Raw genomic sequence first — 25,655 nt, 5'->3', positions numbered from 1 at the left:
CGGCCTGCGGTCCCGTCTGGGTCACTGCGTGCCTCCTGGGCGGGCCGTGCTCGCGGCGGGGTCTGCCACGTCCACGGCCAGGTTGTCGATCAGTCGGGTGGTGCCCACGCGTGCCGCCACGAGCAGCAGCGCGGGTCCCACGTACTCCGGTTCCAGGTCGTCCACGGTAGTCGGGTCGACCAGTGCGAGGTAATCGACCACAACGCCGGGGTGCTCGTTGAGCATTCCCGAGGCCACCTCGATGGCCGCGGCGGCACCCTGCCCTGCCGCCGCGGCCGCCGCCCCGGCGCGCAGCGCGCGGCTCAGCGTGAGGGCGTCGGCCCGCTCGGTCGCGGACAGGTAGGCGTTGCGCGAGGACAGCGCGAGGCCGTCCTCGTCGCGCACGATCGGCACCCCGACGACCTCGACGTCGACGTCCAGGTCGGCGACCATGCGGCGGATCGCGAGGAGCTGCTGCGCGTCCTTCTCGCCGTAGAACGCCACGTCGGCCCTGGTCAGGTGCAGGAGCTTGAGCACGACGGTCAGCACGCCGTCGAAGTGGCCGGGGCGGAACGCGCCCTCGAGCACGGTGCCGATGCGTCCGGACGTGACGCGCACGATCGGGTCGCCGCCGGGGTACATCTCCTCGACCGGGGGCGCGAACACGAGGTCCACGGCAGGGCGGCCCGGCGCGGGCTCGGGGAGCCCCGCGAGGAGCGCCACGTCGGCGTCGAGGTCGCGCGGGTACCGGTCGAGGTCCTCGCCCGGGCCGAACTGCAACGGGTTCACGAACACGGTCACGACGACCTGCCCGGTGGGCCCCACGCGCTCGCGCGCCGCGCGCACGAGCTGGAGGTGTCCGTCGTGGAGCGCACCCATGGTCATGACGACGGCCCGCTCGCGGGTGGTGGCACCGCTCGCCGCCGCGTCACGCGGGACGTCGGGGTGCTCGCTCCCACGGCCCGACGGCGCCGCGACGGCAGGTGCGCCGGTCGCGCCGACCGGGGCGGCGAGGGCGCCGCGGAGCTCGCTGCGCGTCCGCACGACGCGCGGCAGCGTCCTGGTGGGGGACGTGGGTACGGACATCACTGACCTTCCTCGAGGACGTCGAGCAGCGCCTGCGCCTGGCGGGCGTCGATGCGCCCCGCGGCCAGGGCCCGGCTGGTCGCGCCCCGGCTGAGCTCGCGGTAGGACGCGGGCACGTCGGTCGCGGCGACGCGCGGCACGGTCTCGTGCGCCGAGGTCACCGCCAGGGCCCGCAGCACCTCGAGGTGCTCGGCGACGGTGCCGACGTCCCCGCGCGACACGGGGCCCGTCAGGGCCGAGATCGCTCCTGGCCCGGCCCCCTCGCCGGCGTCCGCCGAACGGGTCGCACCGTCGAGCGCGGCGGACAGCAGGGGGGCCAGCACGCGGCCGGGCTGCTCGATGCCCGCCGCCTCGAGGGCCTGCGCCGCCTGCGCGACGAGCACCACGAGATGGTTCGCGCCGTGCGCGAGGGCCGCGTGGTAGAGCCCGCGGGCCTCTTCCTCGACGATGACCGGTTCGCCCCCGAGCTCGACGACGAGCGCCTGCCCGATGGGCTGGACGGGCCCCGGCGCGGTGACCGCGAAGGTCGTGCCCACGAGGCGTGACAGGTCGAGCGACGTGCCGGAGAACGTCATGGCGGGGTGGATCGCGAGCGGGATCGCCCCCTGGGCACGCGCCGGGTCGAGCACGCCCGCCCCGTAGCGGCCCGAGGTGTGCACGACGATCTGCCCGCCCTGCCACGCCCCGATCTCGGCGAGACCCGAGACCAGGCCCGGGAGGGCGTCGTCGGGCACGGCGAGGAGCACGAGCTCGGAGCGACGCACGACCTCCTCGACCTCGAGCACGGGGATGCCGGGCAGGAGCGTCTCGATGCGCTCTCGCGACGCCTCGGAGATGCCGCTCGCGCCGACGACCGCGTGGCCGGTGGCCCGCAGGGCGCTGCCGAGAACCGCTCCGACACGACCGGCCCCCACGATGCCGACGCCCAGCCGCCCGGGCCGCCGGCGTCCTGCGGTGTCACTCACGTGCGTCCTCGCTCTTCCGGTGGTCCGCGCCGCGCGGGTCGTCCGCACGGTCCTCGTCGTCGGGCGCTCCCGCCGCGGGCACCGAGGTCGCCACGTACGGCGCGGTCGCCGCGTCGTCGTCCTCGATCCTCTCGACCACGGCTGCGACCTCCTCACGTCGCATCCAGAGCTCGGGCCCGGCGTGCGCGCGGGCCTCGCGGGCACGCCTCGCCTGCTCGTCCATGAGGGCGCCCGCGACGTGCTGGTCGAGGTGCGGGACGCTCGGGGTGACCGGTCCGGGGACCGAGTGCACCGCGAACGTCGCGACGCCCAGGCGACGCTGCCAGGGCCCCTGCTGGAGGCCGAGGGACTGCGTGCGCTCGTGCGGCACGATCTCGACCTGGCGCACCAGGCGGCCGCGCCGCAGGACCAGCGCCCGCCCCGTGACCGCGAACCCGTTGCGACGCCACGCGATCGGGTCGAGGATGCGGGCGCGTCGCGGAGCCGTCGTGAAGTGCTCTCCCGCGTCGATGCCCGACAGCGCCTCGTCGAGCAGGGCGCGCGGGTCGGCCGTGCCGAGGTCGGGCAGCACGAGCCACACCGCTCCCAGGGCCTCGTCGCGCGTGCCCACGGGCAGCAGGACGCTGTTGTTGGTCGTGCCGTCGGCGCTCTGACCGTAGCCCGCGACGTTGACCTCGACGCGCCACCAGTCGGCGCTGCGCCACAGGAGCCCCTGCGTGAGGCGGATCGCCTGGACACGGCCCGGCGGGATGGTCTGCGACCGGGTCTCGAGCAGGCCGTGGCGCAGCCGGATGCCGTCGGGCGAGATGGCGCTGCGGAAGTTGAACTCGCGCGTGAACCGGCCGAACAGGTAGCCGCCGACGCCCAGGACGAGCGGCAGGGCCGTGAACAGCGTCCCGATCTCCCGCGTGCCGACCGCGACCCCGATCAGTCCCAGCACCGCGAGGACCAGGACGATCATCGCGACGGTACGGATCAGCGACCAGACCAGGCGGCCCGAGGGGACCTCCATGACAGGCTGCTCGGGCGCCTCGGGCGCGTCCAGGGCGACAGGCCCGACGGCGTCGCTCACCTCTCCCGCGACGTCACCGTCCGTCGCCTCACCGGGCAGCGCACCAGGGCCACCACCGGGAGCTGCCGCACGCACGGGCGCCCCGCCCACGCGAAGCCCCGCCGCACGCGCCAGGAGCTCGGCACGCAGGTGGTTGGCGTCGTCGAGCTTGAGGAAGCCGAGCTTGATGCCCGAGTCCGAACCGCCCGCGACCTCGAGCTTGAGCTCGGCCAGCCCGAAGAGCCGGGCCACGAGCGGCTGGACGATGTCCACCGCCTGGAGCCGGTCGAGACGGGCCTTGCGCTGCTGGCGGAACAGGACGCCCGTGTGGAGGCGGACGGACTCGTCGTCGATCGCGTACGTCGTCATGCGCCAGGCCAGCGCCGAGTAGCCGAGCCCGACGAGACCGACCACGACGATCCCGCCCAGGATCTGCCACCAGCCGTTGCCGGCCAGCATGTTCTCCCCCGCGGGGAGCCCCTCCAGCGTCCGGTTGCCGACGATCACGAGGAGGACCGCGATGACCGACCAGCCCCTGACCACCGGGGTCACGGGGTGGACACGGTGCCAGGTGAGCTCGGTCGGTGGGGCGTCGGGCTGCGTGGTGCTCTCGCTCATAGCCCGGCCAACCGTGCCTCTCCGCGCGAGGCCAGACGGTCGCGCAGGCGCTCGGCCTCGGCCGGCTCGAGGCCGTCGATCGACGCGTCCGTCGCGGGCGAGGCCGTGTGGAGCTGGACCTGGGCGATGCGGAACCTGCGGGCGACCGGCCCGGCCTGGACGTCCACGTACTGCATGCGGCCGTACGGCACCACGACGAGCGAGCGGAACATCACGCCCTTGCGGATCAGGAGGTCGTCGTCACGCTCGGCGTAGCCGATGGCCCGGACCTGCCGCGGCACGACGACCACGCACCAGATCCCGATCGCGAGCACGACCGCGGGGACGATCCACAGCCAGACCAGGCTGAACACGAGCGCGAACACGGCCCCCAGCACGAACGGGACGAGCAGGAAGATCCCGACCGTGAGCAGCCGAGCGGTGATCAGCCGGCTCGAGACGCCCTGCCACCGCACGCCCGGCGGGTCGAAGGGACCGCTGTGGTCCGTCGGGACCGCAGGGGCCGGGGGCGCCGGGGCGGTCGCTGGGTCCTGGTCCGGTGCGGGGGCCAGGTCGAAGGCGTGGTCCGTCATGTCCCCATCTTCCCATCCGGGCTCGGCCCGCGCGTCGGCCGGGAGACCGACTCTCGTCAGGCCGTGGCACCGGTCTCGGGATCGGCCTCGCCCTGGGCGCGCGACCGTCCGCCGTTCGCGGGGTCGGTGTCGTCGGGCGGGACCTGGCAGAACTTCTCCACGACGAGCCCGACGACGGCGAGCACCACCGCGCACAGGGCCGCCACACCCGCGGCGATCGCCCGGTCACGGCGGGCCTCGATCGCGAGATCACCCAGCACGACGACGACCTGCGCGAGATACCAGCCCGCGAGCAGCGAGCCGGTGAGGGCCGCGGCCTTGGCGAGCACGAGGGTGCGGGCCGCCCGCAGGGGATCGAGCGACGGGCGTCTGCCCTGGAGGTACGACCGGACGGCCCAGCCGGCCCAGAACACCCCTCCGGCCAGCGCGACCAGGGCCACGTCCACGATCCAGGGCACGTGCGGCAGGTACGTCCCTCGGCGCTCCAGCCCGACGACGACGAGCCACCCGACCAGGGTCGTGGCGACCGTGACGAGCAGGAGCGTCGTGACCTTGGTGCGCTGCATCAGCTCGACGGACCGCGGAGGTCGGCCGGGAAGGACATGGGCACGCCCGTGATGGGGGGCTGCGCGGTCGCGGAGTCCTGCTGCTCAGGGTCGTTCGGGGCCTGCGGCGGGAGGAACGCGCCCGCCGGGGCCGGGTGCACGGGGTGGAACTGCGGGGCGACGGGCTCCTCCGGGACCGTCCGGGCGGGAGCCGCCGGGGCGGGCGCGGAGTGCACGGGGAACACGTCGGCCGGCGGCTCGGGGGCCGGTGCCGCGTGCGAGACGTCCGCCCACAGCGGCGGGACCTGGGCGTGCGGGGGCTCCTGCCCGTCCTGCGGGTGCACGGGGTGGAACGCCGGGACGAACGGTCCTGGCTCCTGCGCCGCGCGCTCGGGCGGGCCCTGCTGAGCCGGCGCGACCGGTGCCGGCGCCTGGGTGGTCGGCGCGGACGGTTGGTCCTGCACGAACGGGACCGTCGCCGGGACAGGAGCGTGCCCGACCGGCTCGCCCACCTCGTGCGGGGTCGCGGTGAACATCTCGCCACCGGGGCGCGCCGGGGTCGTGGGCGCCGTGGTCGGCTCGGGAGCCGCCGCCTCGACCGGGGGGCTCGCCGGAGCGGGAGCCTCCTGGGCCGCTGCCGCCTGAGCCTGCCGGGCAGGGTCGGCGGGAGCGTCGGGGCGGACCGCCGGAGCCGGAGCCGGAGCCGCCTCGGGCTCGGCGTCGGTCAGCCAGTCGAGGGCCAGCCAACGGATGCCGCCGCGGTCGGGCGCCGTCGCCGCCAGCGCGGCGACCGGACCGCCGCCCAGGCCGGGCAGCACGGCGTCCGGGGCGATCTGCGCCCACGGCTCGAGCACGAAGGCGCGCTCGTGCGCCCGCGGGTGCGGCAGCTCGAGGTCTGCGGTGAACTCGGTGACCGTCCCGAAGACGATCAGGTCGACGTCGAGGGTCCGCGGGCCGTTGCGCTCGGCACGGATCCGCCCGTGCGCGTTCTCGACCCCCTGGACGGCGTGCAGGAGCGCACGCGGTGCGAGCGTGGTCCGTGCCAGCAGGATGGCGTTGAGGTAGTCCGGCTGGTCCGGGCCACCGACGGCTGCCGTCCGCGCGAGGGGTGAGACGTCCGTGATCTCGAGGCCGGAGATGCGGTCGAGGTCCGTCACGGCGTCGCGCAACGTCTGCTGGGCGTCCCCGAGGTTCGCCCCCAAGGCCAGCACGACGGGCACGAAGCCCGAGGGGGCCTCGTCGAGCCGGTCGAGCGCGACGGCCGGCACGGGCGCCGCCTCGGGCACGTACGGCGCTTCGGCCGCGGTGGGCTCGGCGGGCGCCGTAGCGACCTCGGGAGCGGGACGCACCGGCAAGGGCACGGGGGCCGCGATCGGCTCGGGTTCTCCGAGCGCCGGCGGCACGGGCGCCGGCTCGCTCGAGACCTCCGCGGAGAAGGTCGCGGTCGAGGGCGCCTCGGCGACAGGCTCGGGGACCGCGGGCGTCTCGACCGGGGCCTGCGCGACCGGCGAGGGCGCCGGCTCGTCGTCCAGGACGCGCTCGCCCGGAGCGGGCTCGGCGGCGACCTGGTGCGCGGCGGGCGCGACGGCGTCGGGCAGTGCGGTCCCGGCGGGCGCGTCGAGGTCCGCCGTGGCGTCGTCACCGATGCGCGTCCCGGGCTCCACGGGCACGCCCCGGACGGACTGCGCCTCGGGCACCGCGAGCGGGACGGGGTCCGCGGACCCCTCGGCCTCGGGGGCCACGGCGGACGAGGCGGTCGCGACGCCGGGCGCGTCGGACGGCTCGGCAGCCTCCGACCGTTCATCGGCCGCCTCGTGGAAGGTCTCGGACGCGACGGGAGCCGGCTCGGCGGTGACCTCGGGGGCCGGCCGCACAATCACCTGGGGGGCCGCCTCCGACCCCTGCTCGACGACGGGCTCGAAGCTCTCGGCAGGGGCGCTCAACGCGTCCTGAGGGGCGCTGTAGAACGAGTCGAGCGCGTCGACGAACTCCTGGTCGGACACCCCGCCCGTGCTCGGCAGCTCGCCGGCGGCCGGCCCGAGGTCCTCGGCGGTGGCCGCGAAGACTCCTTGGTCGGGCGAGCGGTCCGGAGCGGGAGCAGGTGACACCGGCGGGATCGAGGGCGGCATGACGACGTGCTGGTCCGGCGAGGCCGGCTCCGCGGCGGCGACGTTCCCGAGCACGGCCGGGGTGATCGACCCGACCGGGATGGGCACGACGCGCGGGACGGCGTCGGCCACGACGGGCACCTTGACGCGGTCGCGGCGGACCACGACCTCGACGTCGTCGAACGGGACGGTGATGGGAGCCTGCGGCTTGTGGACCGCGACGTCGACCGCGACGACCGCCGGGTGACGCAGCGCGACCGCGGCGACCCGCTCGGCGACGGTCTCGATGAGGTCGGCGGGCGAGCCGGCGAGCACCGCGACGACGTCCTCGGCGACGACCGCGTAGCTCACGGTGTCCGCGAGGTCGTCACCGGCCGCTGCGGGGCGCGTGTCGAGGTGCAGCACCACGTCGGCGCGGAAGAGCTGGCCGTCGAGGCGCTCGTGCTCGAACACGCCGTGGTGGCCCGTCGCGCTGAGTCCCGTGAGCCGGATCTGGTCGAGCGGGCGCCCGTCGGTTCCCTGCACCGCCCCTGCGAACGCTGTGCTCACGTCGTACTCCTGTCGTCGCTGTCGTTCGTTCCGTGGTCGTCCGTGCTCTGCCGCGCCTGCCCCACGCGCCCCGTGTCCGCGGACCGGGAGCCGTGGACCGTGTCCCGTGCCCCTGCGGAGGGCTCGGCGGGCGGCGGCGTGGCAAGCACACGCCCGCTCGCATCCTCCCCCGTCCGACCGGCCCGAGTCCACGCGGCGGCGACCCGCACCGCGTCGGCCGAGGCCCGGACCGCGTGCACGCGCACGCACCAGGCCCCTTCCGCCGCGGCGAGCGCCGTGATCGCGGCGGTCGCCGCGTCCCGTTCCAGCGGCGGCGCGGGCGTGCCGTCCGGCCCGGCGAGCAGGTGACCGAGGAAGCGCTTGCGGGACGCCCCCACGAGCACCGGGAACCCGAGCTCGCGCAGCGCGCCCAGGTGCGTCAGGAGGGGCCAGTTCGTGGAACCCGCCTTGGAGAAGCCGAGGCCAGGGTCGAGGACGATCCGGTCGTCGCGCACGCCGGCCGCGCGCAGCGCCTCGACGCGCGCGGCGAGCTCGTCACGGACGTCGGTCACGACGTCGTCGTACACCTCGAGGTCGTCCATGACGTCCGCGTGACCGCGCCAGTGCATGGCCACGAACACCGCGCCGGTGCGGGCGGCGACCGCGGCCATCTCCGGGTCCGCGAGGCCCCCCGAGACGTCGTTGATGATCTGGGCGCCCGCACCGACCGCCTGCTCGGCGACCGTGGCCCGCGTCGTGTCGACGCTCACCACGGCCCCGCGGGCGGCAAGGGCCGAGATCACGGGCAGCACGCGCGCGAGCTCGTCCTCGACGGGCACCCGTCCCGCGCCCGGGCGCGTCGACTCGCCCCCGACGTCGAGGACGTCCGCCCCCTCGGCCAGGAGTGCGAGCCCGTGCTCGATCGCCGCGCGCGGCTCGAACCACTCGCCGCCGTCGGAGAAGGAGTCCGGCGTGACGTTGACGACGCCCATGACGAGCGTCCGGCCGATCCCCGCGAACGGAAGACCGGCCGGTGAGCCGCCGTGCTGTGTGTACCGCACTGCTGCGTGCCTACCGTCCGATGATCAGGCTCATGGCCTCGGCACGCGTGGCGCCGTCGCGCATCTGGCCGCGGACCGCGGACGTGACGGTCCGGGATCCCGGCTTGCGGACGCCCCGCATGGACATGCACAGGTGCTCGCACTCGACCACGACGATCACGCCGCGCGGCTCGAGGTGCTCGACCAGGGCGTCGGCGATCTGCGACGTGAGCCGCTCCTGGACCTGAGGGCGGCGCGCGTACACGTCGACCAGCCGGGCCAGCTTGGACAGGCCCGTGATGCGACCGTCGGCGTTGGGGATGTACCCCACGTGCGCGACCCCGTGGAAGGGCACCAGGTGGTGCTCGCACGTCGAGTAGACCTCGATGTCCTTGACCAGCACCATCTCCTCGTGGCCCAGGTCGAACATGGTGGTCAGGACGTCGGCGGGCTCCTGGCGCAGGCCCGCGAAGATCTCGCGGTAGGCGCGGGCCACGCGGGCAGGGGTCTCCCGGAGCCCCTCCCGGTCCGGGTCCTCCCCCACGGCGAGGAGGAGCTCGCGCACCGCGGCGCTCGCCCGCTCCTCGTCGTACGCGGGGACGTCGGCAGCGGCCCGCAGGCCCTGCTCGGCCCTCGTGGTCACGTCAGACCTGCCCGTCGTCGACCACGCGGTCCGCGGGGACCTCGCCGATGCGCTCGGGCGGGAGCTCGTCGCTCGCGGCCGCGGCCTCGTCCTGCGGGACGACGATGGGCTGCCCCAGCGGGTCCTTCGGCATCGCGGCCTTCTCGGCGTCGGTCAGGACCGGCGGACGGTGCGACACGGCGCGCTGCTCGCTCGAGAGCCAGACCTCGCGCGGGTCGCGCTTGACGACCGGCGCGAAGATCGCGGCGAGCTCGGCCTGGTTCAGCGTCTCCTTCTCGAGGAGCTCCAGGACCAGGTGGTCGAGCACGTCGCGGTACTGGACGAGCACCTCCCACGCCTCGTCGTGCGCGGCCTCGACGAGGCGTCGCACCTCGTGGTCGACCGTGCCGGCGACCGACTCGGAGTAGTCGCGCGTGTGGCCCATGTCGCGGCCCATGAAGGGCTCTCCCGAGCCCGTGCCGAGCTTGATCGCGCCGACGCGCTCGCTCATGCCGTACTCGGTGACCATCTTCTTGGCGATCGCGGTCGCCTTCTCGATGTCGTTCGAGGCGCCCGTGGTGGGGTCGTGGAACACGAGCTCCTCGGCGACGCGGCCGCCCATCGCGTAGGCGAGCTGGTCGAGCAGCTCGTTGCGCGTCGTGGAGTACTTGTCCTCGAGCGGCATGACCATGGTGTAGCCCAGGGCGCGTCCGCGCGGCAGGATCGTCACCTTGGTGACCGGGTCCGTGTAGCGCATGGCCGCGGCGACCAGGGCGTGACCGCCCTCGTGGTACGCCGTGATCTTCTGCTCCTTGACGTTCATCACGCGGGTCCGCTTCTGCGGGCCGGCGATGACGCGGTCGATGGCCTCGTCGAGGGCTCGGTCGTCGATGAGCTGTGCGCCCGAGCGCGCGGTGAGCAGCGCGGCCTCGTTGAGCACGTTCGCGAGGTCCGCCCCCGTGAAGCCGGGGGTGCGCCGCGCGACGGCGGCCAGGTCGATCTCGGGGACGATCGGCTTGCCCTGCGCGTGCACCGCGAGGATCGCCTCGCGGCCCTTGAGGTCGGGGGCCTCGACCGCGATCTGCCGGTCGAAGCGGCCGGGACGCAGGAGCGCGGGGTCGAGGATGTCGGGGCGGTTCGTCGCCGCGATGAGGATGACGTTGGCCTTGACGTCGAACCCGTCCATCTCGACGAGGAGCTGGTTCAGGGTCTGCTCGCGCTCGTCGTGCCCACCACCCATGCCGGCACCGCGGTGACGGCCCACCGCGTCGATCTCGTCGACGAAGATGATGGCCGGGGAGTTCTCCTTGGCCTGCTGGAACAGGTCGCGCACGCGGCTCGCGCCGACGCCGACGAACATCTCGACGAAGTCCGAGCCGGAGATCGTGTAGAACGGCACGCCCGCCTCTCCCGCGACCGCGCGGGCCAGGAGGGTCTTGCCGGTTCCGGGAGGCCCGTAGAGGAGCACGCCCTTGGGGATCTTGGCGCCCACGGCCTGGAACTTGTCGGGCTCGGCGAGGAACTCCTTGATCTCGTGGAGCTCCTCGACGGCCTCGTCCGCACCGGCGACGTCGGCGAACGTCACCTGCGGGGTGTCCTTGGACGCGAGCTTGGCCTTGGACTTGCCGAAGCCCATGACCTTGGAGCCGCCGCCCTGCATGCGGGACAGCAGGAACCAGAAGACCAGTCCGATGATGAGGAACGGCAGGATGAGCGAGAGCGCCGACGCGAGGAACGAGGGACGCGCGATCTCGGAGTTGTAGCCCTTCGGGGGGTCCGCCTCCGTGACGGCGTTCACGACGGCCTCGCCCTGGGGGGCGACGTAGAAGAACTCCACGCTCTTGCCCTGGGACTTGCCGTCGACCTCGTAGTTCTCCTTGAGGGTCAGCTGGACCCGCTGGTCGCCGTCGACGATGAGGGCCTGCTCGACCTTGTCGTCCTGGAGGAGCTCGAGCCCCGTCGAGGTGTCGACACGGTGGACGCTGGGCCCGGACAGCGCCATGAAGGCGATCCCGAGGATCGCCAGGCCCACGACGATCCAGATGATCGGTCCGCTGAGAATCTTCTTGATGTTCATCGGCGACGGGGACGATTCCCCGTATCCCTCCACTCGCGCAATGGTTCCGCCAGTGAAGTTACACGCACAACCTGGCAGTTGGCTGGTCTGTTCGCCCAGGGCGTGGCTTCGACGAGCGACGTCCGCACAGGGTGGCGGCCGAGGCCGCGGGCACCCGGACGGTGGGGCGAGGTGGGCGCACGACGGTCGGTCGTGGCCCTGCCTCGCGTCACCGTCCGGGTACTGGCAAGCGTGTCAGGAGGAGTAGACGTGCGGGGCGAGCGTGCCCACGAACGGCAGGTTGCGGTACTTCTCCGCGTAGTCCAGGCCGTAGCCCACGACGAACTCGTTGGGGATGTCGAAGCCGATGTAGCGCACGTCGACCTCGGTCTTCGCGGCGTCGGGCTTGCGGAGCATCGCGGCGACCTCGACCGAGGCCGGGCCGCGGCTGCGCAGGTTCGACAGCAGCCACGACAGCGTCAGGCCCGAGTCGATGATGTCCTCCACGATGAGCACGTGACGGCCCGTGAGGTCGGCGTCGAGGTCCTTGAGGATGCGCACGACACCCGAGGACTTGGTGCCCGACCCGTACGACGAGACGGCCATCCAGTCCATCTCGACGTCGTGGTGCAACAGGCGGGCGAGGTCCGCCATGACCATGACCGCGCCCTTGAGCACGCCGACGAGCAGGAGGTCCTTGCCCGCGTAGTCGCGGTCGATCTGCTCGGCGAGCTCCACCAGCCTCCCGCGGAGCTGGTCCTCGGTGAGGAGGATGTTCTCGAGGTCGTTGCCGACGTCGGATGAGTCCACGGGTTTCACTCCTGTGCTGGTTCTGCTGGGGTCTCGGCGGGCACGGTTCGCTCGGGCGAGGGGGGATGCGCGGGCCGTAGGAAGAGTCTCCCACGGGTCCGCAGTGCCCGGACGTCACCGGGAAGGTGCGCGGGCCCCTGGCCGCGCCAGTCGGTGATCATCGCGTCGAGCGTCGCGACGTGGCTCGCGAAGAGGGAACCGGCCGGGCTCCCGGCCTCGGTCGCGGCGCGTCGCAGTGCCCGACGGCGGAGCGCGGCCGGGGCGGACCGCAGCACCTGGGTGTCGAGCACCACAGGCGCGACGCTCGTGCGGGGCTCCGCGTCCCCGCGACGCCCGCCGTTCCCGGCTCCCGGGTCCTTGTGGTCCACCGGGTCGGCCGGATCCGCGAGGTCCGTGAGGTCCGTGAGGTCCGCGAGGTCCGCCGGGTCCGCGGCCCGGGCCTCGTCGAGCAGCCGCCCCGCGAGCTCGTCGAGCAGGTCCGCGTCCTCACGGAGCAGGCCGGCCGTCCGGGCGAGCGCGACCGCGACGCCCGGTCCGAGGACGTCCTCGAGGACGGGGAGCACGCGCGCACGCACCTGCGAGCGCAGCGGCAGGGGTGCGCCGTGGCGCATCGCCGGTCCGCTGGGGTCCGCCGAACGGTCGGGGGACGTCACGACCGCGGGCCCCCCGTTCGTGGGGTCGGTCCACCACGTCAGCCCGTTCGCGGTGCACACGTCCTCGGTGTCGGTCCGCCGCAGGCTCAGGAACGGGCGCCGATAAGCACCCCGCACGGCGGCCATGCCCGCGAGCGACCGGGCCCCCGACCCGCGCGCGAGCCCCAGCAGCACGGACTCGGCCTGGTCGTCCAGGGTGTGCCCGAGGAGAACGGCCGATGCCCCCGCGACGCGCGCGACGTCGTCGAGCACCGTGTAGCGCGCGTGGCGCGCCGCCGCCTCCAGCCCTCCCCTGCCCGCGACGTCGGCGCGCCGGACCTCGACCGGGGCGAGCCCGAGCGCGCGGCACTGCGCCGCCGCGACGGCCGCGACCTCGGCACTGCCCGCCTGCAGCCCGTGGTCGACCACGACGGCCCCCGCTCGCAGCCCGTCGCGCGAGGCGACGAAGGCCGTCGCGGCCGCGAGAGCGAGCGAGTCCGCGCCGCCCGAGCAGGCCACGAGCACGAGCGCACCGGGAGCGAGGTCGCGGACCGTACCGCGCACGGCGCGACGCGCCGCGGCCTCGGCGGGGTGAGGACCGACCACGGGCGCGTCAGCCGTGGACCCGGCGCACCCAGGCGCCAGGATCGGCGATCTCCCGGGCGGACGGCAGGCGCTCAGGGGACGACCAGACCGCGTTGAGCCCGTCGCGCCCCACCTGCTTCTCGACCCCGCGCACGAACGCCGCACCGTCCCGGTACTGGGCGAGCTTGGCGTCCATGCCCAGGAACCGGCGCAGGACCGTGTCGAGCGTGCTGCTGCCCTGCCCGTCGCGGCGCGCCTCGAACTGGGCCCGGATCCGGCGGACCGTGGGGACGGTCGCGCGCCCGACCGCGTCCATCATGACGTCGGCGTGGCCCTCCAGGAGCGCCATGACGGCCGACACCTCCTCGAGGGAGCGCCGCTGGTCGGGCGTGAGCAGCCCGTGGGCGACGCCGCCCTCCTGACCGCGCACGGCCCGCAGGACCACGCCGCCGGCGGTCGCGAGCTTGTCGCGCAGGCGCGCCTCGGCGAGCTGCCTCGACGACTCGGACAGACCCACGAGCAGCTCGCGGGCCGAGGCCCGCAGGTGCTGCGCGAGCCACGGGGCCGCCGCGAACTGGAGCGCGTGCGTCTGCTCGTGCAGGCACACCCACAGGCGGAAGTCCGTGGGCACCAGGTCGAGGTCGCGCTCGAGCTGCAGGACGTTCGGCGCGACGAGGAGAAGCCGACCCCGACCGGGCGTGCCGTGCGCGCTGTAGGGGTCGAACTGGCCCAGCACGCGGCTCGAGAGCGCGGCCAGGACGGCCCCCACCTGCGCCGCCCCGACGAGCGCCGTGGTCGCCGACACGGGCTTGTCGCCCCCACCCGTGAGGGAGTCCGCGACACCGTCGGTCAGGCTCGCCATGACCTCGGTGTTGGCCCGGGCCCAGCGCGACCGGTCGACGACGTACACCCGCGAGAGCGCCGCGGTCTCGGTCCGGGCGGCCTCCGGGCTCCCTGCCGGGTCGGCGGGCGTCATCCCCGTGACCCGCAGGACGTGCGGCACTGCCGCCGACGCCGCGTCCCGCAGGCCCGCCACGAGCGCGGCGAGCTCATCGCGTGAGGCCGTCGGACCCGGAGGTGCGACGCGGGCGGCGATCTGCGCGGCAGAGGTCCAGTCGACGAGCGGCGCGCCGACCACGGAAGACGTCATCGCCCCACCGTAGCCCGTGCCCGGGTGCGGGCGGCGCCCGGCCCGACGGCGGGCGCCGGGTCAGCCCGCCGAGCCCACCAGGCTGCCGACGAACCCGTCCATGAGCTGACGCGCGCCGTACCCACCGCCCGGAGGCAGCGCGTCCGCGAGGACCACGAACACGAGCTGGCGGTCCTGCGCGGTGACGACGGTGCCCGCGAGCGACGTCACGTTCGGCAGGCTCCCCGTCTTGGCCCGGACCACGCCGCGCCCGGGCGACGCGAGGTACCGGTCGTCGAGCGTCCCGGACAGACCCGCGACGGGCAGCCCCACGGCCCCGGCGCGCAGCCCCGGCTGCGCCGGGTCGGCCAGGAGGTCGACGACGGCGGCGAGCTGCGCGGCCGAGACGGCGGACCCGTCACCCAGGCCGGAGCAGTCCGCGAGGACGGCCCCCGTGAGGTCCACCCCGAGGCGGGAGACGCTCGCGCCGACGGCCTGCGTGGCACCGTCGAAGGTCGCGGGCAACCCGGCGTCGATCGCGACGACGCGCCCCACGACCTCGGTGATGGTGTTGTCCGAGTGCTGGAGGAAGTACGCGACGACCTCGCCCAAGGGGGCGGACTCGACCGATCCGAGCACCTTGGCGGCCGACGCGGACTCGCCGCGGACCGGGGCGCCGTCGATCGTGATGCCCTGCTCGGTGAGGCGCTGTGCGAGCACCTGGGCCGCCGCGACGGACGGGTCCGGGCTGCGCTTGGCGTACTCCGCGTCGCTGAGCCTCGCGATGTCGACGGCGACCGACGTCACGGGCGCGACGTAGCCCGCCGCGACGTTGCCGGGGAACACCGACGGGCTGACCGTCGGACCCGAGAAGTACCGGTCGTCGACCACGAGACGCACGGTCGTGCGCCCCGTGACCTTGAGCTTGTCCGCGACCTGGGCGGCCAGGTCGGCCATCCCGGCCCGGCCGTTGACGGCCAACGGGTCACCCGCCTGCGCCGCGAGCATCATGTCGCCGCCGCCGACGAGCGCGATCGTGCCGGCGTCGACCTCGACGACCTTCGTGGTGAGCGTCACCTCGGGCCCCGGGGAGGCGAGGGCCGCGGCGGCCGTGAGGATCTTCTGGGTCGAGGCCGGAACCATGAGGGTGTCGGCGCCGCTCTGCGCGAGCACCTCCCCCGTGATCCGGTCCAGCACGACCCCGCCCACCCGGCCTCCCAGGCGCGTGTCCTTGACCAGCGCGTCGAGCGACGCGGAGATCGCCGCGGCATCCGGCAGCGGGGCCGACTCGTCGAGGGCGGGCAGCGTCTGCGCAGGTGAGCCCGAGTCCACGGCGCCGGGAGGAACCGGGAACGGGGCCGCGGGGGCCACCGCGGGAGCCGTCGTCAGGACGCCGGGAACCACGTCGTACGCGTCGGCCGTCAGGTAGCCGCCCGCGAGGACCACCACGATCCCCACGGTGATCCCGGTCCGTGCCACCCAACCCATGTCGTCCCTCGTCCCTCCTGCCGTCGGCGCGCAGGAGTGCGCCGCTCACGTGCGCATTATCACCCAGGAACCGCAGAGTCCTCTGGGTCCGGCCACCGCCGACCGAGAACGTTCGTGTCACACTAGAGGGCGCATGCTGGCCTGATACCTCGTGGTCCACACCACCCGGCCGGGTTCACCGGCCGGAACGGCCGGGGCCGCGTGCGCACGACAGCCGATTCACGACCGCCACACCGCGACCGAGCGGGTGAGCCGGTTCAACTGGAGGAGAACAGTGGAGTTCGACGTCACGATCGAGATCCCGAAGGGCCAGCGCAACAAGTACGAGGTCGACCACGCGACAGGTCGCATCCGCCTTGACCGCATGCTGTTCACCTCGACGCGCTACCCGGACGACTACGGCTTCATCGAGGGCACCCTCGGCGAGGACGGCGACCCGCTGGACGCCCTGGTCCTGCTCGAGGAGCCCACGTTCCCCGGCTGCCTGATCCGTTGCCGCGCGCTCGGCATGTTCCGCATGCGCGACGAGGCCGGGGGCGACGACAAGGTCCTGTGCGTTCCCACCGGTGACCAGCGCGCTGCGTGGCGCCAGGACATCGACGACGTGTCGGACTTCCACCGTCTCGAGATCCAGCACTTCTTCGAGGTCTACAAGGACCTCGAGCCGGGCAAGTCCGTCGAGGGCGCCCACTGGACCGGTCGCACCGAGGCCGAGGCAGAGATCGAGCGTTCCATCCAGCGCGCGATCGACAGCGGGTACCACACCCCCGGTCACTGACCTGCGTCGTCCGGCACGGCCGGACGCCTCGAAGGCCCGGCCTCCCTCTCGGGAGGCCGGGCCTTCGTGCGTGGCCGGCGGGTGGCCGGCGGCCCCGCTCTCCGGTCCCGGTGGTACCGCTGGTCCCGTCGCTCGGACCGGGCAGACCGCTCAGGGCCGCCCCGCGTACGGCATGGTGCTCTTCCAGCGCACGGCGCTGATCTGCACCGGCTTCCCTTCGTAGATGGCCTCGATCATCTGACCGTTCCCGACGTACATGGCCACGTGCCAGATCGTGCTCGGGTCCTGGGGGTTCGTGCCGTAGAAGATGAGGTCGCCGGGCCTGAGCTGGCTGTAGGCGATCTTGGCGACCCGCGCGTACTGCGAGCGCGAGGTCCGGGTGATGTTCACCCCGACGCTCGACCAGGCCTGGGAGGTCAGCCCCGAGCAGTCGTAGGCCGGGCCCGTGCCGCCCCAGAGGTAGTCGGCGCCGATCTTCGTGCGCGCCCACGCGACGGCGGCCTCGCCCTTGGCCGCGCCCGTGTCGGGCGGCGTGACGGGGGGCGTGACGGGTGGGGTCACCGGAGGCGTGACCGGCGGCGTGACGGGTGGGGTCACCGGAGGCGTCACGGGAGGTGTGACCGGCGGCGTCACGGGGGGCGCGACGGGAGGGGTCACCGGAGGCGTCACCGGGGGGACACCGCCCGCGGGCGGTGCCGTCGTCGAGCCGCCTGCGCCGGGCGCGGGCACGCCCTGGCCACCACGGTCGGCCTGGGCCTGCGCCTCGGCGGCCCGCCGCCGCTCGGCATCGAGCGCGTCCTGGCGTTCCCGCTCGACCTCGACGGTCGTGGACCGGGCTGCGGCGAGGTCGGCGAGGAGCTCGTCGCGACGCGCGGCGGCCGCACGGACGGCGCCGTCGATGTCCTGCTGGGCCTCGAGCGCCTCGGTGTAGGCCCGCTCGGCCTGCTCGCTCGCCGCGGACCGCGCCTCCTGGGCGGCGACCGACCGGGCCCGTGCCGAGTCGGCCAGCGCCCGCGCCGTGCGGTGCCCGTCGGCGACCGTCTGGACCTTGCGACCCGTGAGCCGCTGAGCCTGCTCGGACTGGACGATCTGGTCGAGCGCCTCGGCGTCGAGCACGACGCGCAAGGTGTCGAGCGACCCACCGGACTGACGGGACGCGCGGTAGGTCGCCCCCATCGCGGAGCGTGCCTCCGCCTCGCCGGCCTCGGCCGTCGCGAGCGCGGCCTGCGCGGCCTCGACCTCGGCCTGCGCGGCCTCGAGCGCGCTCTGCGCCTCGCCCGCGTCCTCGGCGGCGGTGCCCGCACGCATCCAGGCGTCGTCCTGCTGGTCCGCGAGGCGGGCCAGGTCGGCCTCGATGTCGGCGACGCGCTGGGACACCGCGCGTTCGTCCTGCTGGGCGGAGCGGACGTCGTCGTCGCTCGGAGGCTCTGCCTCCGCGACCGGCACGACACCTCCCGTGAGCGTCACGGCGAGCGCGGCCACGAGCGCCAACCGACCCGCGCCGCGAGACGCGCCGGGGTCCTGGGGCGCGCGACGTCGTCGGGCCGGTGGTTCCTGCTGAGGGGAAGGCTGCGGGAGCGTCACGCTCCTCCTATGCGTCGTCGGGGGCTGTCGGCCGCACCGGCGGCCGGGGCCGCGAGGGCGGCGGACGTCCAGTCTCTCCGGCGGTCTGCGAGGCGGCGACTCGGTACACGGGTGAAGAGGCGCCGAGCAGGGGTGAAGATCGACCCCGGGGTCTCGTATGGCGAGATGGGGGTATCGCCGGATGAGATGCCGACCTACTCTCGGGACATGACCTGCCGCCGAATGTGTAGCTGACCCCCAGCGCACGTTCGCCTGCCCTGCGGGCGGCACCCGGACCCACCTCGGACCGGCGACCTGACGACGACCGTCAGCCGCAGCCCCCGACGTCCGGCCGGACCCGCCCACCGCGTGCGCACCAGTCCCCTCACTGCCCCGCCGCGGACCGCCCCGGAACCAGGCCACCGGACGCACCTGCGGCTCCCTCCCCCGCACCCCCAAGGAGCCACCATGAGCACCGAGCCCCGCTGGTCCTTCGAGACCCGCCAGATCCACGCCGGCCAGACGCCCGACCCCACCACCGGGGCCCGCGCGCTGCCGATCTACCAGACCACGTCGTTCGTCTTCCCCGACGCGGGCGTCGCCGCCGACCGCTTCGCCCTCAAGGACCTCGGCCCCATCTACACGCGCATCGGCAACCCGACCGCCGAGGTCGTCGAGAACCGCATCGCCAACCTCGAGGGCGGCGTCGGCGCACTCCTCCTCGCGTCGGGCCAGGCCGCGACGACGTTCGCGATCCTCAACGTCGCCGAGGCGGGCGACCACGTCGTGGCCAGCCCGTCGCTGTACGGCGGCACGTACAACCTGCTCCAGTACTCGCTCGCCAAGCTCGGCATCGAGACCACGTGGGTCACCGACCCGCACGACCCGCAGGCATGGCGCGACGCGGCCCGCCCGAACACCAAGGCGTTCTTCGCCGAGACCATCCCCAACCCGAAGGCCGACATCCTCGACATCGAGGCCGTGGCCGCCGCCGCGCACGAGGTCGGCGTCCCGCTCATCGTGGACAACACGGTCGCGACGCCCTACCTGCTGCGCCCCATCGAGTTCGGCGCGGACATCGTCATCCACTCCGCGACCAAGTACCTCGGCGGGCACGGCTCGGCGATCGGCGGCGTGATCGTCGACTCCGGCAACTTCGACTTCTCGAAGGACCCCGAGCGGTTCGCGAGCTTCAACACCCCCGACCCCAGCTACAACGGGATCGTGTACGCCCGTGACCTGGGCGTGGACGGCATCCTCGGCGCGAACCTCGCGTACATCCTCAAGGCGCGCGTCCAGCTCCTGCGGGACCTGGGGTCGGCCATCTCGCCCTTCAACGCGTTCCTCATCGCCCAGGGCATCGAGACCCTGTCGCTGCGCGTCGAGCGCCACGTCGAGAACGCCAAGACGGTCGCGGCCTGGCTCGAGTCGCGCGACGACGTCGTGTCGGTCGGCTACGCGGGCCTCCCGTCGAGCCCCTGGTACGCCAACGCGCAGAAGTACACGCCGCGCGGTGCGGGCGCGATCGTCACGTTCGAGCTCGACGGCGGGGCCGAGGCCGGCCAGGCGTTCGTCTCGGCGCTCTCGCTCCACTCGAACGTCGCCAACATCGGCGACGTCCGCTCGCTCGTCATCCACCCGGCGTCCACGACGCACGCCCAGCTCAGCCCCGAGGAGCAGGTCAAGGCCGGCGTCACGCCGGGCCTCGTCCGCCTGTCGGTCGGGATCGAGCACGTCGACGACATCCTCGCGGACCTCGAGGCGGGATTCACCGCCGCGAAGGCCGTGCTGGGGTCCGACGCCGCGACCGCTGCCTCGGTCGCGGCGGAGTAGGACGCCGGGACACGCGATGACGATTCTGGACGGCCGGGGCACCCCCGGTGCCCCGGCCGTACAGTGGACGGCGATGACCTCTCCCTCTCCTTCCGCGTCCCCGCGCCCGCTGCGCGGGTCGGACTCGCGCGCGCGGGCCAAGGCGCCCGTCCCGGCCTCGGCCGCGTGGCGTGAGGGGGACGACGCCGGAGCTCGCCTCTTCGCGGACGTCGGTACATTCGACCTCGAGGCCGGGGGCAGGCTCCCGGACGTGCGCGTCGCGTACGAGACCTGGGGCACGCTCGCTCCCGACGGCTCCAACGCGGTCCTCGTGCTGCACGCCCTGACCGGGGACTCGCACGTCGTCGGACCGACCGGGCCGGGGCACCTGTCGCCGGGCTGGTGGGAGGCCATGGTCGGACCGGGCGCCCCGATCGACACCGACCGGTACTTCGTCGTCGCGCCCAACGTGCTCGGCGGCTGCCAGGGCACCACGGGACCCGCCTCGGCGGCCCCCGACGGCCGGCCGTGGGGAGGGCGCTTCCCGCGCGTCACGACCCGCGACCAGGTCGCGGTCGAGATCGAGCTCGCACGCGCCCTGGGCATCTCGTCGTGGGAGCTCGTGATCGGTGCGTCCATGGGCGGCCTGCGCGTGCTCGAGTGGGCGATCCTCGGCCCCGAGGCCGGCATCACGGTCGAGTCCGTCGCGGTCATCGCGTCGGGCGCCCAGACGTCGGGCGACCAGATCGCGTGGGCCCACCCGCAGCTCGGCGCCATCCGCGCCGACCCGCAGTACCGTGGCGGCGACTACTACGACGTGCCCGACGACCAGGGCCCGCACGTGGGCCTGGGCATCGCTCGGCAGATCGCGCACGCGACCTACCGCAGCGCCCGCGAGCTCGACGAGCGCTTCGGCCGCCTGCCGCAGGGCGGCGAGGACCCGTTCACCGACGGGCGCTACGCCGTCCAGTCCTACCTGGACCACCACGGTGACAAGCTCTCGCGCCGCTTCGACGCGAACTCCTACGTCGTGCTGACCGAGTCCATGCTGACGCACGACCTGGGCCGCGACCGCGGTGGCATCGACGCGGCCCTGGGCCAGATCACGGCGCGCGCGCTCGTCGTGGCCGTCGACACCGACCGCCTGTTCCTCCCCGAGCACTCGGAGCGGATCGCCCAGGGCATCCCGGGCGCGCAACCCCTGCGGCTCCTGCACTCGGAGTTCGGGCACGACGGGTTCCTCATCGAGTTCGACCAGCTCGGCCCCATGGTCACGCAGTTCCTCGGGGAGCGCGCGCAAGTCTGAGCACAGGCGGCAGACGGGCTGCTGCCAACCCGGCACGGCCTGCTGCGCACCCTCAGGGCACCCTCAGGGCGTCCACCCAGCGCACCGTGCGTGACGTCCGACCCGACGACCGGGCACGATGTCCCCATGACCGCAGACCTGACCGAGGCCACCGCAGCCCTCCACGCCCAGTGGGACCGCCTGGAGAAGTGGCTCGGGTCGCTCGACGACACCCTCGACGACGCCGTGGACCAGCCCAGCGTCCTGACCGGCTGGACCGTGGGCGAGCTCGTGTCGCACCTGGGGCGCGCCATGGACGCGCTCGTCGCCGCGGGCCCCGTGGCTCCCGGGACCAACCCTCTGACGCTCGCCGAGTACCTGGGCACGTACCCCGAGCGCGCCGAGCAGATCGCCCAGGTGACCAGGGCCCTCGACGAGGAGATCGCGGCGGACCGCCTGGCCGCCGTCTCCGGGTACGCCCGGCGCGCGTTCGCCCGCCTCGACGAGCTCGCCCCGACCGAGACCGTGGTCCAGGCCCGCCGCGGCCCCATCACGCTGCGTGACATGGTGGTCTCGCGACTGATCGAGCTCGTCGTGCACGCCGACGACCTGGAGCGCAGCCTGCCGGGTGTCACCGAGAAGGCCGTCGACCGCGGCGCCCTGGACCTGGTCGCGGCCGAGCTGCTGCGCATCGTCGTGACGCGCGGCGGCTGGAGCCTCGAGGTCGTCGACCCTCGCCTGTGGGTCCGCCTCGCGACGGGCCGTGTCCCCTACGACGTCGACGACCTGGCCCGCGCGCTCGCCCCGCTCCACACGTCGGACTCGGTCCCGGACCTGGGGCGCATGCTGCCGCTGCTCTGAGGGTCGCCGCCGCGCCACGCCGCCACGGAGACTGGCGCAGACCTCGGCACGCCCACCGATCCTTGCCGCCCCAACTATGCTCGTCCGGTGGTGAACGACGTGCGGGTGACGGTCCTGGCAGGCGGTGTGGGTGGCGCGAAGCTCGCCCACGGCATGGAGCTCGCGGGGGCCGACCTCACGGTCGTGGTCAACACGGCCGACGACGTCGAGCTGCACGGCCTCGCGATCAGCCCGGACCTCGACACCGTGACGTACACGCTCGCGGGGCTCGCGGACGACGTGCGCGGATGGGGCCTGGCCGGGGAGACCTACGCGACGCTCGAGGCCATGCGACGCCTGGGCGAGGACACGTGGTTCACGCTGGGAGACAAGGACCTCGCGACCCACGTGGTGCGCACGTCCCGCCTGCGTGCGGGGGCGACGCTGACCGAGGTCACGGCCCAGCTCACGGCCTCGCTCGGCGTGCGCTCGCGCCTGCTGCCCATGACGGACGACCTCGTGGCCACCGTCGTGGAGACCGCCGACGGGTCGCTGGGCTTCCAGGAGTACTTCGTCGCCCGCCAGCACCGCGACGAGGTCCTGGGTCTGACGTTCGTGGGCGCCGCGCAGGCGACCCCGGCCCCGGGCGTGCTCGACGCGGTCTCGGGGGCGGACCTGCTGGTCGTGGCGCCGTCGAACCCGTTCCTGTCGATCGAGCCGATCCTGAGCGTGCCCGGTGTCCGCGACGCCCTCGCGTCCTCGACGGCCCGCCGCGTCGCGGTGAGCCCGATCGTCGGCGGCCGCGCGCTCAAGGGCCCGGCGGCGTCGGTCCTCGCGAGCCTGGGGCACGACGTCTCGGCGCTCGGCGTCGCCCGCCTGTACGTGGGGCTGGTCGACGTCATGTGCGTCGACGAGGCCGACCGCGACCTCGCGCCCGCGATCGAGGCCCTGGGCCTCGAGGTCCTCGTGACGGACACCGTCATGGGCGGGGCGCAGGGCCGCGAGCGCCTGGCACGCGAGCTGCTCGCGGCATCGGCATGACGCCCGACGGCGCCGCTCGCCCCACGGGCACGGGTGCGGCGGGTGCGTCCCCCGTCCGGCAGCGTGCCGTCGCCGTGGTGCCGCTGCGCGACGGGTCCTCGGGCAAGTCACGGCTCGCGACCGTGCTCGACCCGGCCGAACGCAGCCGGCTGATCGCGACGCTCGCGCGCCACGTCGTCGGGACGCTGCTCGCGAGCGAGGCCGTCGAGCGGGTGCTGGTCGTGACGTCCGACCCGCGGTTCACGTGGCGCGCGCTGGGCAGCCTGGTCGAGCCCGTGGCGCCGCCGCTGGACGAGGCGGCCACGCCGACGGTGACCGGCACTCCCGCCGAGGGGGACGGCGACAGCGCCGAGGGCGGCGGTCCCGGCCGCCTCCAGATCGTCCTGCAGCCCGCGAGCCGCCCGGGTCTGAACGCCGCGCTCGTCGTCGGGCGGGAGATCGTCGCGAGCCTCGCGGCCGACCTGGCGGGCCAAGGTGCGGGCGCCACGGCCGTGCGACCGGTCCGGCTCCTGGTCGCCCACGCCGACCTCCCGGCGCTCACGGCCGAGGACGTCGACACCCTGCTCGCCGAGGACGCCCCGGTCGTCGTCGCGACCGACCGGACGCGCTCGGGCACCAACCTCCTGGTGCTCGACGCCGAGGCACCGTTCACGTTCCGCTTCGGCGTCGGGAGCCTCGAGGCGCACCTGGCCGAGGCCGAGCGACGGGGCGTGCGCGCCGTCGTCGTGCAGCGGACCGGGACCGCGGTGGACCTCGACACGCTCGACGACTGGTCCGAGCTCCCGGGCGACGTACGAGCCCGCGACGAGCTCGCGGACCTGCACCGCGCCATGGACCGGGCCCACCGGAGCTGACACCGCCGCTCCGCCAGGTTGTCAGAGCACGCGAGCAGCGGAGGTCACGCTCGTTCTGACAGCTCCTCACAGGATGCCGACGTGTCAGAGCCAGCGAGCACCGGTGGCCACGCTCGTTCTGACAAGCAGGCGGGAGCGGCCGGTGGCATCGTGGCGGCATGGTGATCGAGGTGCGGCCCGCGACGGAGTTCGCCGACGTGCGCACGATGGTGGGGCCCAGGCGGCCCGACGCGAACGTGTGCTGGTGCCTGAGCTACCGCCTGCCCTCGAAGGAGAACGTCGCGCTCGTCGGTCCCGACCGCGGCGCGCTCGTCGAGGAGCTCTGCCGCCAGGACCCGCCGCCCGGCGTGCTCGCCTACGACGGGGACGAGGTCGTCGGCTGGGCTGCCGTGCACCCGCGCGCCGGCACGGCCTTCGCCCGCAACCGCAAGATCCCGCACGTCGACGACCTCGACGTGTGGTCGGTGTGGTGCGTGCGGGTGCGCCCGGGCCACCGCGGGTCGGGCATCTCGCACCACCTGCTGAAGGGCGCGGTCGCCTTCGCCCGTGAGTACGGGGCGCCCGCCGTCGAGGGGTACCCGCTCGACAACCAGGGGAAGAAGATCGACCTGACCATGGCCTACGCGGGCACCAAGAAGCTCTTCGAGGACGCCGGGTTCACGCAGGCCGCGACGACCGACTCGGTGCTCAACGGGTTCCCTCGCGTGCTCATGCGGCTCGACCTGCGCTGATCCCCCACGTGTCAGAACGAGCGAGCCCTCGAGGTCACGCTCGTTCTGACAGATCTGTCGAGGGCCGGGGAGCAGCCGGCGCAACCTCACCACCCGCCGCGGTGCACCACGTCCTCGAGCGGTCGGCGCGGGCGTCGGGTGGGCGAACCGCTCGCCGGGCTCCCACCCCCCTGGGCCGCGTCCGAGGCCGCGTGCCCGACGGCGACCACCCCGGTCACCAGGAACTCGTCCGGGACCCCGAACGCCTCCCGCAACGCCTCGACCTGCCCCGGCGGCACCCCGAAGAAGCACGCACCGAGCCCCTCGTCGACCGCGGTCTGGAGCATGAGCAGCGACGCCATGCCCGCGTCGACGTGCCAGTACGGCACGTCCCACGGCGAGTCGCCCTCGCCCGCGGCCTGCGCCGCCGCCCGGGCCTTGTCGTCCTCGGCGTACCGCCGTAGGTACGCCTCGCGCGACGTCAGGACCACGACGACCACGGGGGCCGTCCGCATCCCCGTGAGCCACCGGGTCTCCCGCGCCCCGCCTCCGGCCTCGGCGGCGGCGACCTCGGCGGCGGCCCCAGGCTCACCCCCGCTCACGCCCCCGGCAGCGGCTCCACCGACGTCCCCCACCCCGGCCACCGCGCGGGGCGAGGTCGCGGACCAGAAGCGCGCGACGCCGTCGGGCGTGTCGAGGACGACGAACGCCCATCCCTGCGTGAAGCCCGCGTTGGGCGCGCGGACCGCGTTGCGGAGCAGACGGTCCACGGAACGGGGATCGACGGGCTCGTCCGTGAAGCGTCGGACCATGCGGCGGCGGCGGACGACGTCCTGGAACTCCATGCCGACCATGCTGCCAGCCCGGAGCACACCCGGGAGCGCCCGAGCGTCCGTCCGTGCCACTCTTCTCCCCGCGTCTCCCCGCGCGCCGCCGCGCGCCGGGTGCCACGATGCGT

At 74.3% G+C, this 25,655-nt stretch carries 22 protein-coding genes; 7 read left to right on the top strand and 15 right to left on the bottom strand.

Going from position 1 to position 25,655, the window contains the following annotated elements:
- Positions 1–21: 21 nt before the first annotated feature.
- The 13 genes from panC to dacB all read right to left on the bottom strand — a co-directional run bounded on the left by panC (position 22) and on the right by dacB (position 15,814).
- Complete coding sequence (gene panC, locus JOD49_RS14535; RefSeq protein WP_205307798.1) at positions 22–1,065, bottom strand: pantoate--beta-alanine ligase; 1,044 nt, start codon at positions 1,063–1,065, stop codon at positions 22–24.
- A complete protein-coding gene (locus tag JOD49_RS14530) occupies positions 1,065–2,030 on the bottom strand; it encodes a Rossmann-like and DUF2520 domain-containing protein (protein WP_205307797.1) in 966 nt (321 codons plus the stop codon). The genes panC and JOD49_RS14530 overlap by 1 nt, the downstream gene beginning before the upstream one ends.
- The gene (locus JOD49_RS14525) at positions 2,023–3,699 is read right to left on the bottom strand and encodes a PH domain-containing protein (RefSeq protein WP_205307796.1); all 1,677 of its coding nucleotides are present in this window, start codon (positions 3,697–3,699) and stop codon (positions 2,023–2,025) included. The genes JOD49_RS14530 and JOD49_RS14525 overlap by 8 nt, the downstream gene beginning before the upstream one ends.
- Positions 3,696–4,271, bottom strand: a complete 576-nt coding sequence (locus JOD49_RS14520; protein ID WP_205307795.1) for a PH domain-containing protein — start codon at positions 4,269–4,271, stop codon at positions 3,696–3,698. Before JOD49_RS14520 ends, JOD49_RS14525 begins: the two co-directional genes overlap by 4 nt.
- Before the next feature lie 56 nt (positions 4,272–4,327).
- Positions 4,328–4,837 (bottom strand): DUF3180 domain-containing protein, encoded by a 510-nt coding sequence (locus JOD49_RS14515; RefSeq protein ID WP_205307794.1) that lies wholly within the window; start codon positions 4,835–4,837, stop codon positions 4,328–4,330.
- A complete protein-coding gene (folK, locus tag JOD49_RS14510) occupies positions 4,837–7,473 on the bottom strand; it encodes a 2-amino-4-hydroxy-6-hydroxymethyldihydropteridine diphosphokinase (protein ID WP_307822560.1) in 2,637 nt (878 codons plus the stop codon). The genes JOD49_RS14515 and folK overlap by 1 nt, the downstream gene beginning before the upstream one ends.
- A complete protein-coding gene (gene folP / locus JOD49_RS14500; protein ID WP_205309007.1) occupies positions 7,470–8,444 on the bottom strand; it encodes a dihydropteroate synthase in 975 nt (324 codons plus the stop codon). Before folP ends, folK begins: the two co-directional genes overlap by 4 nt.
- A 79-nt stretch (positions 8,445–8,523) precedes the next feature.
- Positions 8,524–9,135 carry a GTP cyclohydrolase I FolE gene (gene folE, locus JOD49_RS14495; protein ID WP_372441312.1) on the bottom strand — a complete coding sequence of 204 codons (612 nt, stop codon included), beginning with the start codon at positions 9,133–9,135 and terminating at the stop codon, positions 8,524–8,526.
- Position 9,136: 1 nt separating this feature from the next.
- Entirely contained in the window at positions 9,137–11,191 is a 2,055-nt protein-coding gene (gene ftsH / locus JOD49_RS14490; protein WP_205307793.1) for an ATP-dependent zinc metalloprotease FtsH, read from the bottom strand.
- 234 nt (positions 11,192–11,425) lie between these two features.
- On the bottom strand, positions 11,426–11,980 hold the full coding sequence (hpt, locus tag JOD49_RS14485; protein ID WP_030144051.1) for a hypoxanthine phosphoribosyltransferase: 555 nt from the start codon (positions 11,978–11,980) through the stop codon (positions 11,426–11,428).
- Between the two features lie 5 nt (positions 11,981–11,985).
- Positions 11,986–13,218, bottom strand: a complete 1,233-nt coding sequence (gene tilS, locus JOD49_RS14480) for a tRNA lysidine(34) synthetase TilS (protein WP_205307792.1) — start codon at positions 13,216–13,218, stop codon at positions 11,986–11,988.
- Positions 13,219–13,225: 7 nt separating this feature from the next.
- Positions 13,226–14,347, bottom strand: a complete 1,122-nt coding sequence (locus tag JOD49_RS14475) for an Rv3626c family coenzyme F420 biosynthesis-associated protein (RefSeq protein WP_205307791.1) — start codon at positions 14,345–14,347, stop codon at positions 13,226–13,228.
- Positions 14,348–14,407: 60 nt separating this feature from the next.
- On the bottom strand, positions 14,408–15,814 hold the full coding sequence (gene dacB, locus JOD49_RS14470; RefSeq protein ID WP_205307790.1) for a D-alanyl-D-alanine carboxypeptidase/D-alanyl-D-alanine endopeptidase: 1,407 nt from the start codon (positions 15,812–15,814) through the stop codon (positions 14,408–14,410).
- Between the two features lie 274 nt (positions 15,815–16,088).
- Here dacB and JOD49_RS14465 point away from each other — a divergent pair, with 274 nt between their 5' ends.
- Positions 16,089–16,592 carry an inorganic diphosphatase gene (locus JOD49_RS14465; RefSeq protein WP_056645206.1) on the top strand — a complete coding sequence of 168 codons (504 nt, stop codon included), beginning with the start codon at positions 16,089–16,091 and terminating at the stop codon, positions 16,590–16,592.
- A gap of 150 nt (positions 16,593–16,742) precedes the next feature.
- On the opposite strand, the gene JOD49_RS14460 is transcribed toward JOD49_RS14465, so the two are convergent.
- Positions 16,743–18,176, bottom strand: coding sequence for a C40 family peptidase (locus JOD49_RS14460; RefSeq protein ID WP_205307789.1), 1,434 nt, complete (start codon positions 18,174–18,176; stop codon positions 16,743–16,745).
- A gap of 447 nt (positions 18,177–18,623) precedes the next feature.
- On the opposite strand from JOD49_RS14460, the gene JOD49_RS14455 reads away from it, so the two are divergent.
- The 6 genes from JOD49_RS14455 (at position 18,624) to JOD49_RS14430 (ending at position 24,718) form a co-directional block, all read left to right on the top strand.
- Positions 18,624–19,988, top strand: a complete 1,365-nt coding sequence (locus tag JOD49_RS14455) for a bifunctional o-acetylhomoserine/o-acetylserine sulfhydrylase (RefSeq protein ID WP_205307788.1) — start codon at positions 18,624–18,626, stop codon at positions 19,986–19,988.
- A 73-nt stretch (positions 19,989–20,061) separates the two neighbouring features.
- Positions 20,062–21,273 carry a homoserine O-acetyltransferase MetX gene (gene metX, locus JOD49_RS14450; protein WP_239525221.1) on the top strand — a complete coding sequence of 404 codons (1,212 nt, stop codon included), beginning with the start codon at positions 20,062–20,064 and terminating at the stop codon, positions 21,271–21,273.
- 126 nt (positions 21,274–21,399) lie between these two features.
- Positions 21,400–22,113, top strand: coding sequence for a maleylpyruvate isomerase N-terminal domain-containing protein (locus JOD49_RS14445; protein ID WP_205307786.1), 714 nt, complete (start codon positions 21,400–21,402; stop codon positions 22,111–22,113).
- Positions 22,114–22,200: 87 nt separating this feature from the next.
- Positions 22,201–23,133, top strand: a complete 933-nt coding sequence (cofD, locus tag JOD49_RS14440; protein ID WP_307822559.1) for a 2-phospho-L-lactate transferase — start codon at positions 22,201–22,203, stop codon at positions 23,131–23,133.
- Positions 23,130–23,987 carry a 2-phospho-L-lactate guanylyltransferase gene (gene cofC / locus JOD49_RS14435; protein WP_205307785.1) on the top strand — a complete coding sequence of 286 codons (858 nt, stop codon included), beginning with the start codon at positions 23,130–23,132 and terminating at the stop codon, positions 23,985–23,987. The genes cofD and cofC overlap by 4 nt, the downstream gene beginning before the upstream one ends.
- 158 nt (positions 23,988–24,145) lie before the next feature.
- Positions 24,146–24,718: a GNAT family N-acetyltransferase gene (locus JOD49_RS14430; protein ID WP_205307784.1), complete on the top strand. Its 573-nt coding sequence runs from the start codon at positions 24,146–24,148 to the stop codon at positions 24,716–24,718.
- 86 nt (positions 24,719–24,804) lie between these two features.
- On the opposite strand, the gene JOD49_RS14425 is transcribed toward JOD49_RS14430, so the two are convergent.
- Positions 24,805–25,542 carry a nitroreductase family protein gene (locus tag JOD49_RS14425; RefSeq protein WP_205307783.1) on the bottom strand — a complete coding sequence of 246 codons (738 nt, stop codon included), beginning with the start codon at positions 25,540–25,542 and terminating at the stop codon, positions 24,805–24,807.
- Positions 25,543–25,655: the final 113 nt, after the last annotated feature.

The sequence above is a fragment of the Oerskovia jenensis genome (assembly GCF_016907235.1).
In the GTDB taxonomy this organism is placed as follows: Bacteria; Actinomycetota; Actinomycetes; order Actinomycetales; family Cellulomonadaceae; genus Oerskovia; species Oerskovia jenensis.
Note: the sequence above shows the minus strand (reverse complement) of the source record. Positions and strands in the feature narration are given on the sequence as shown.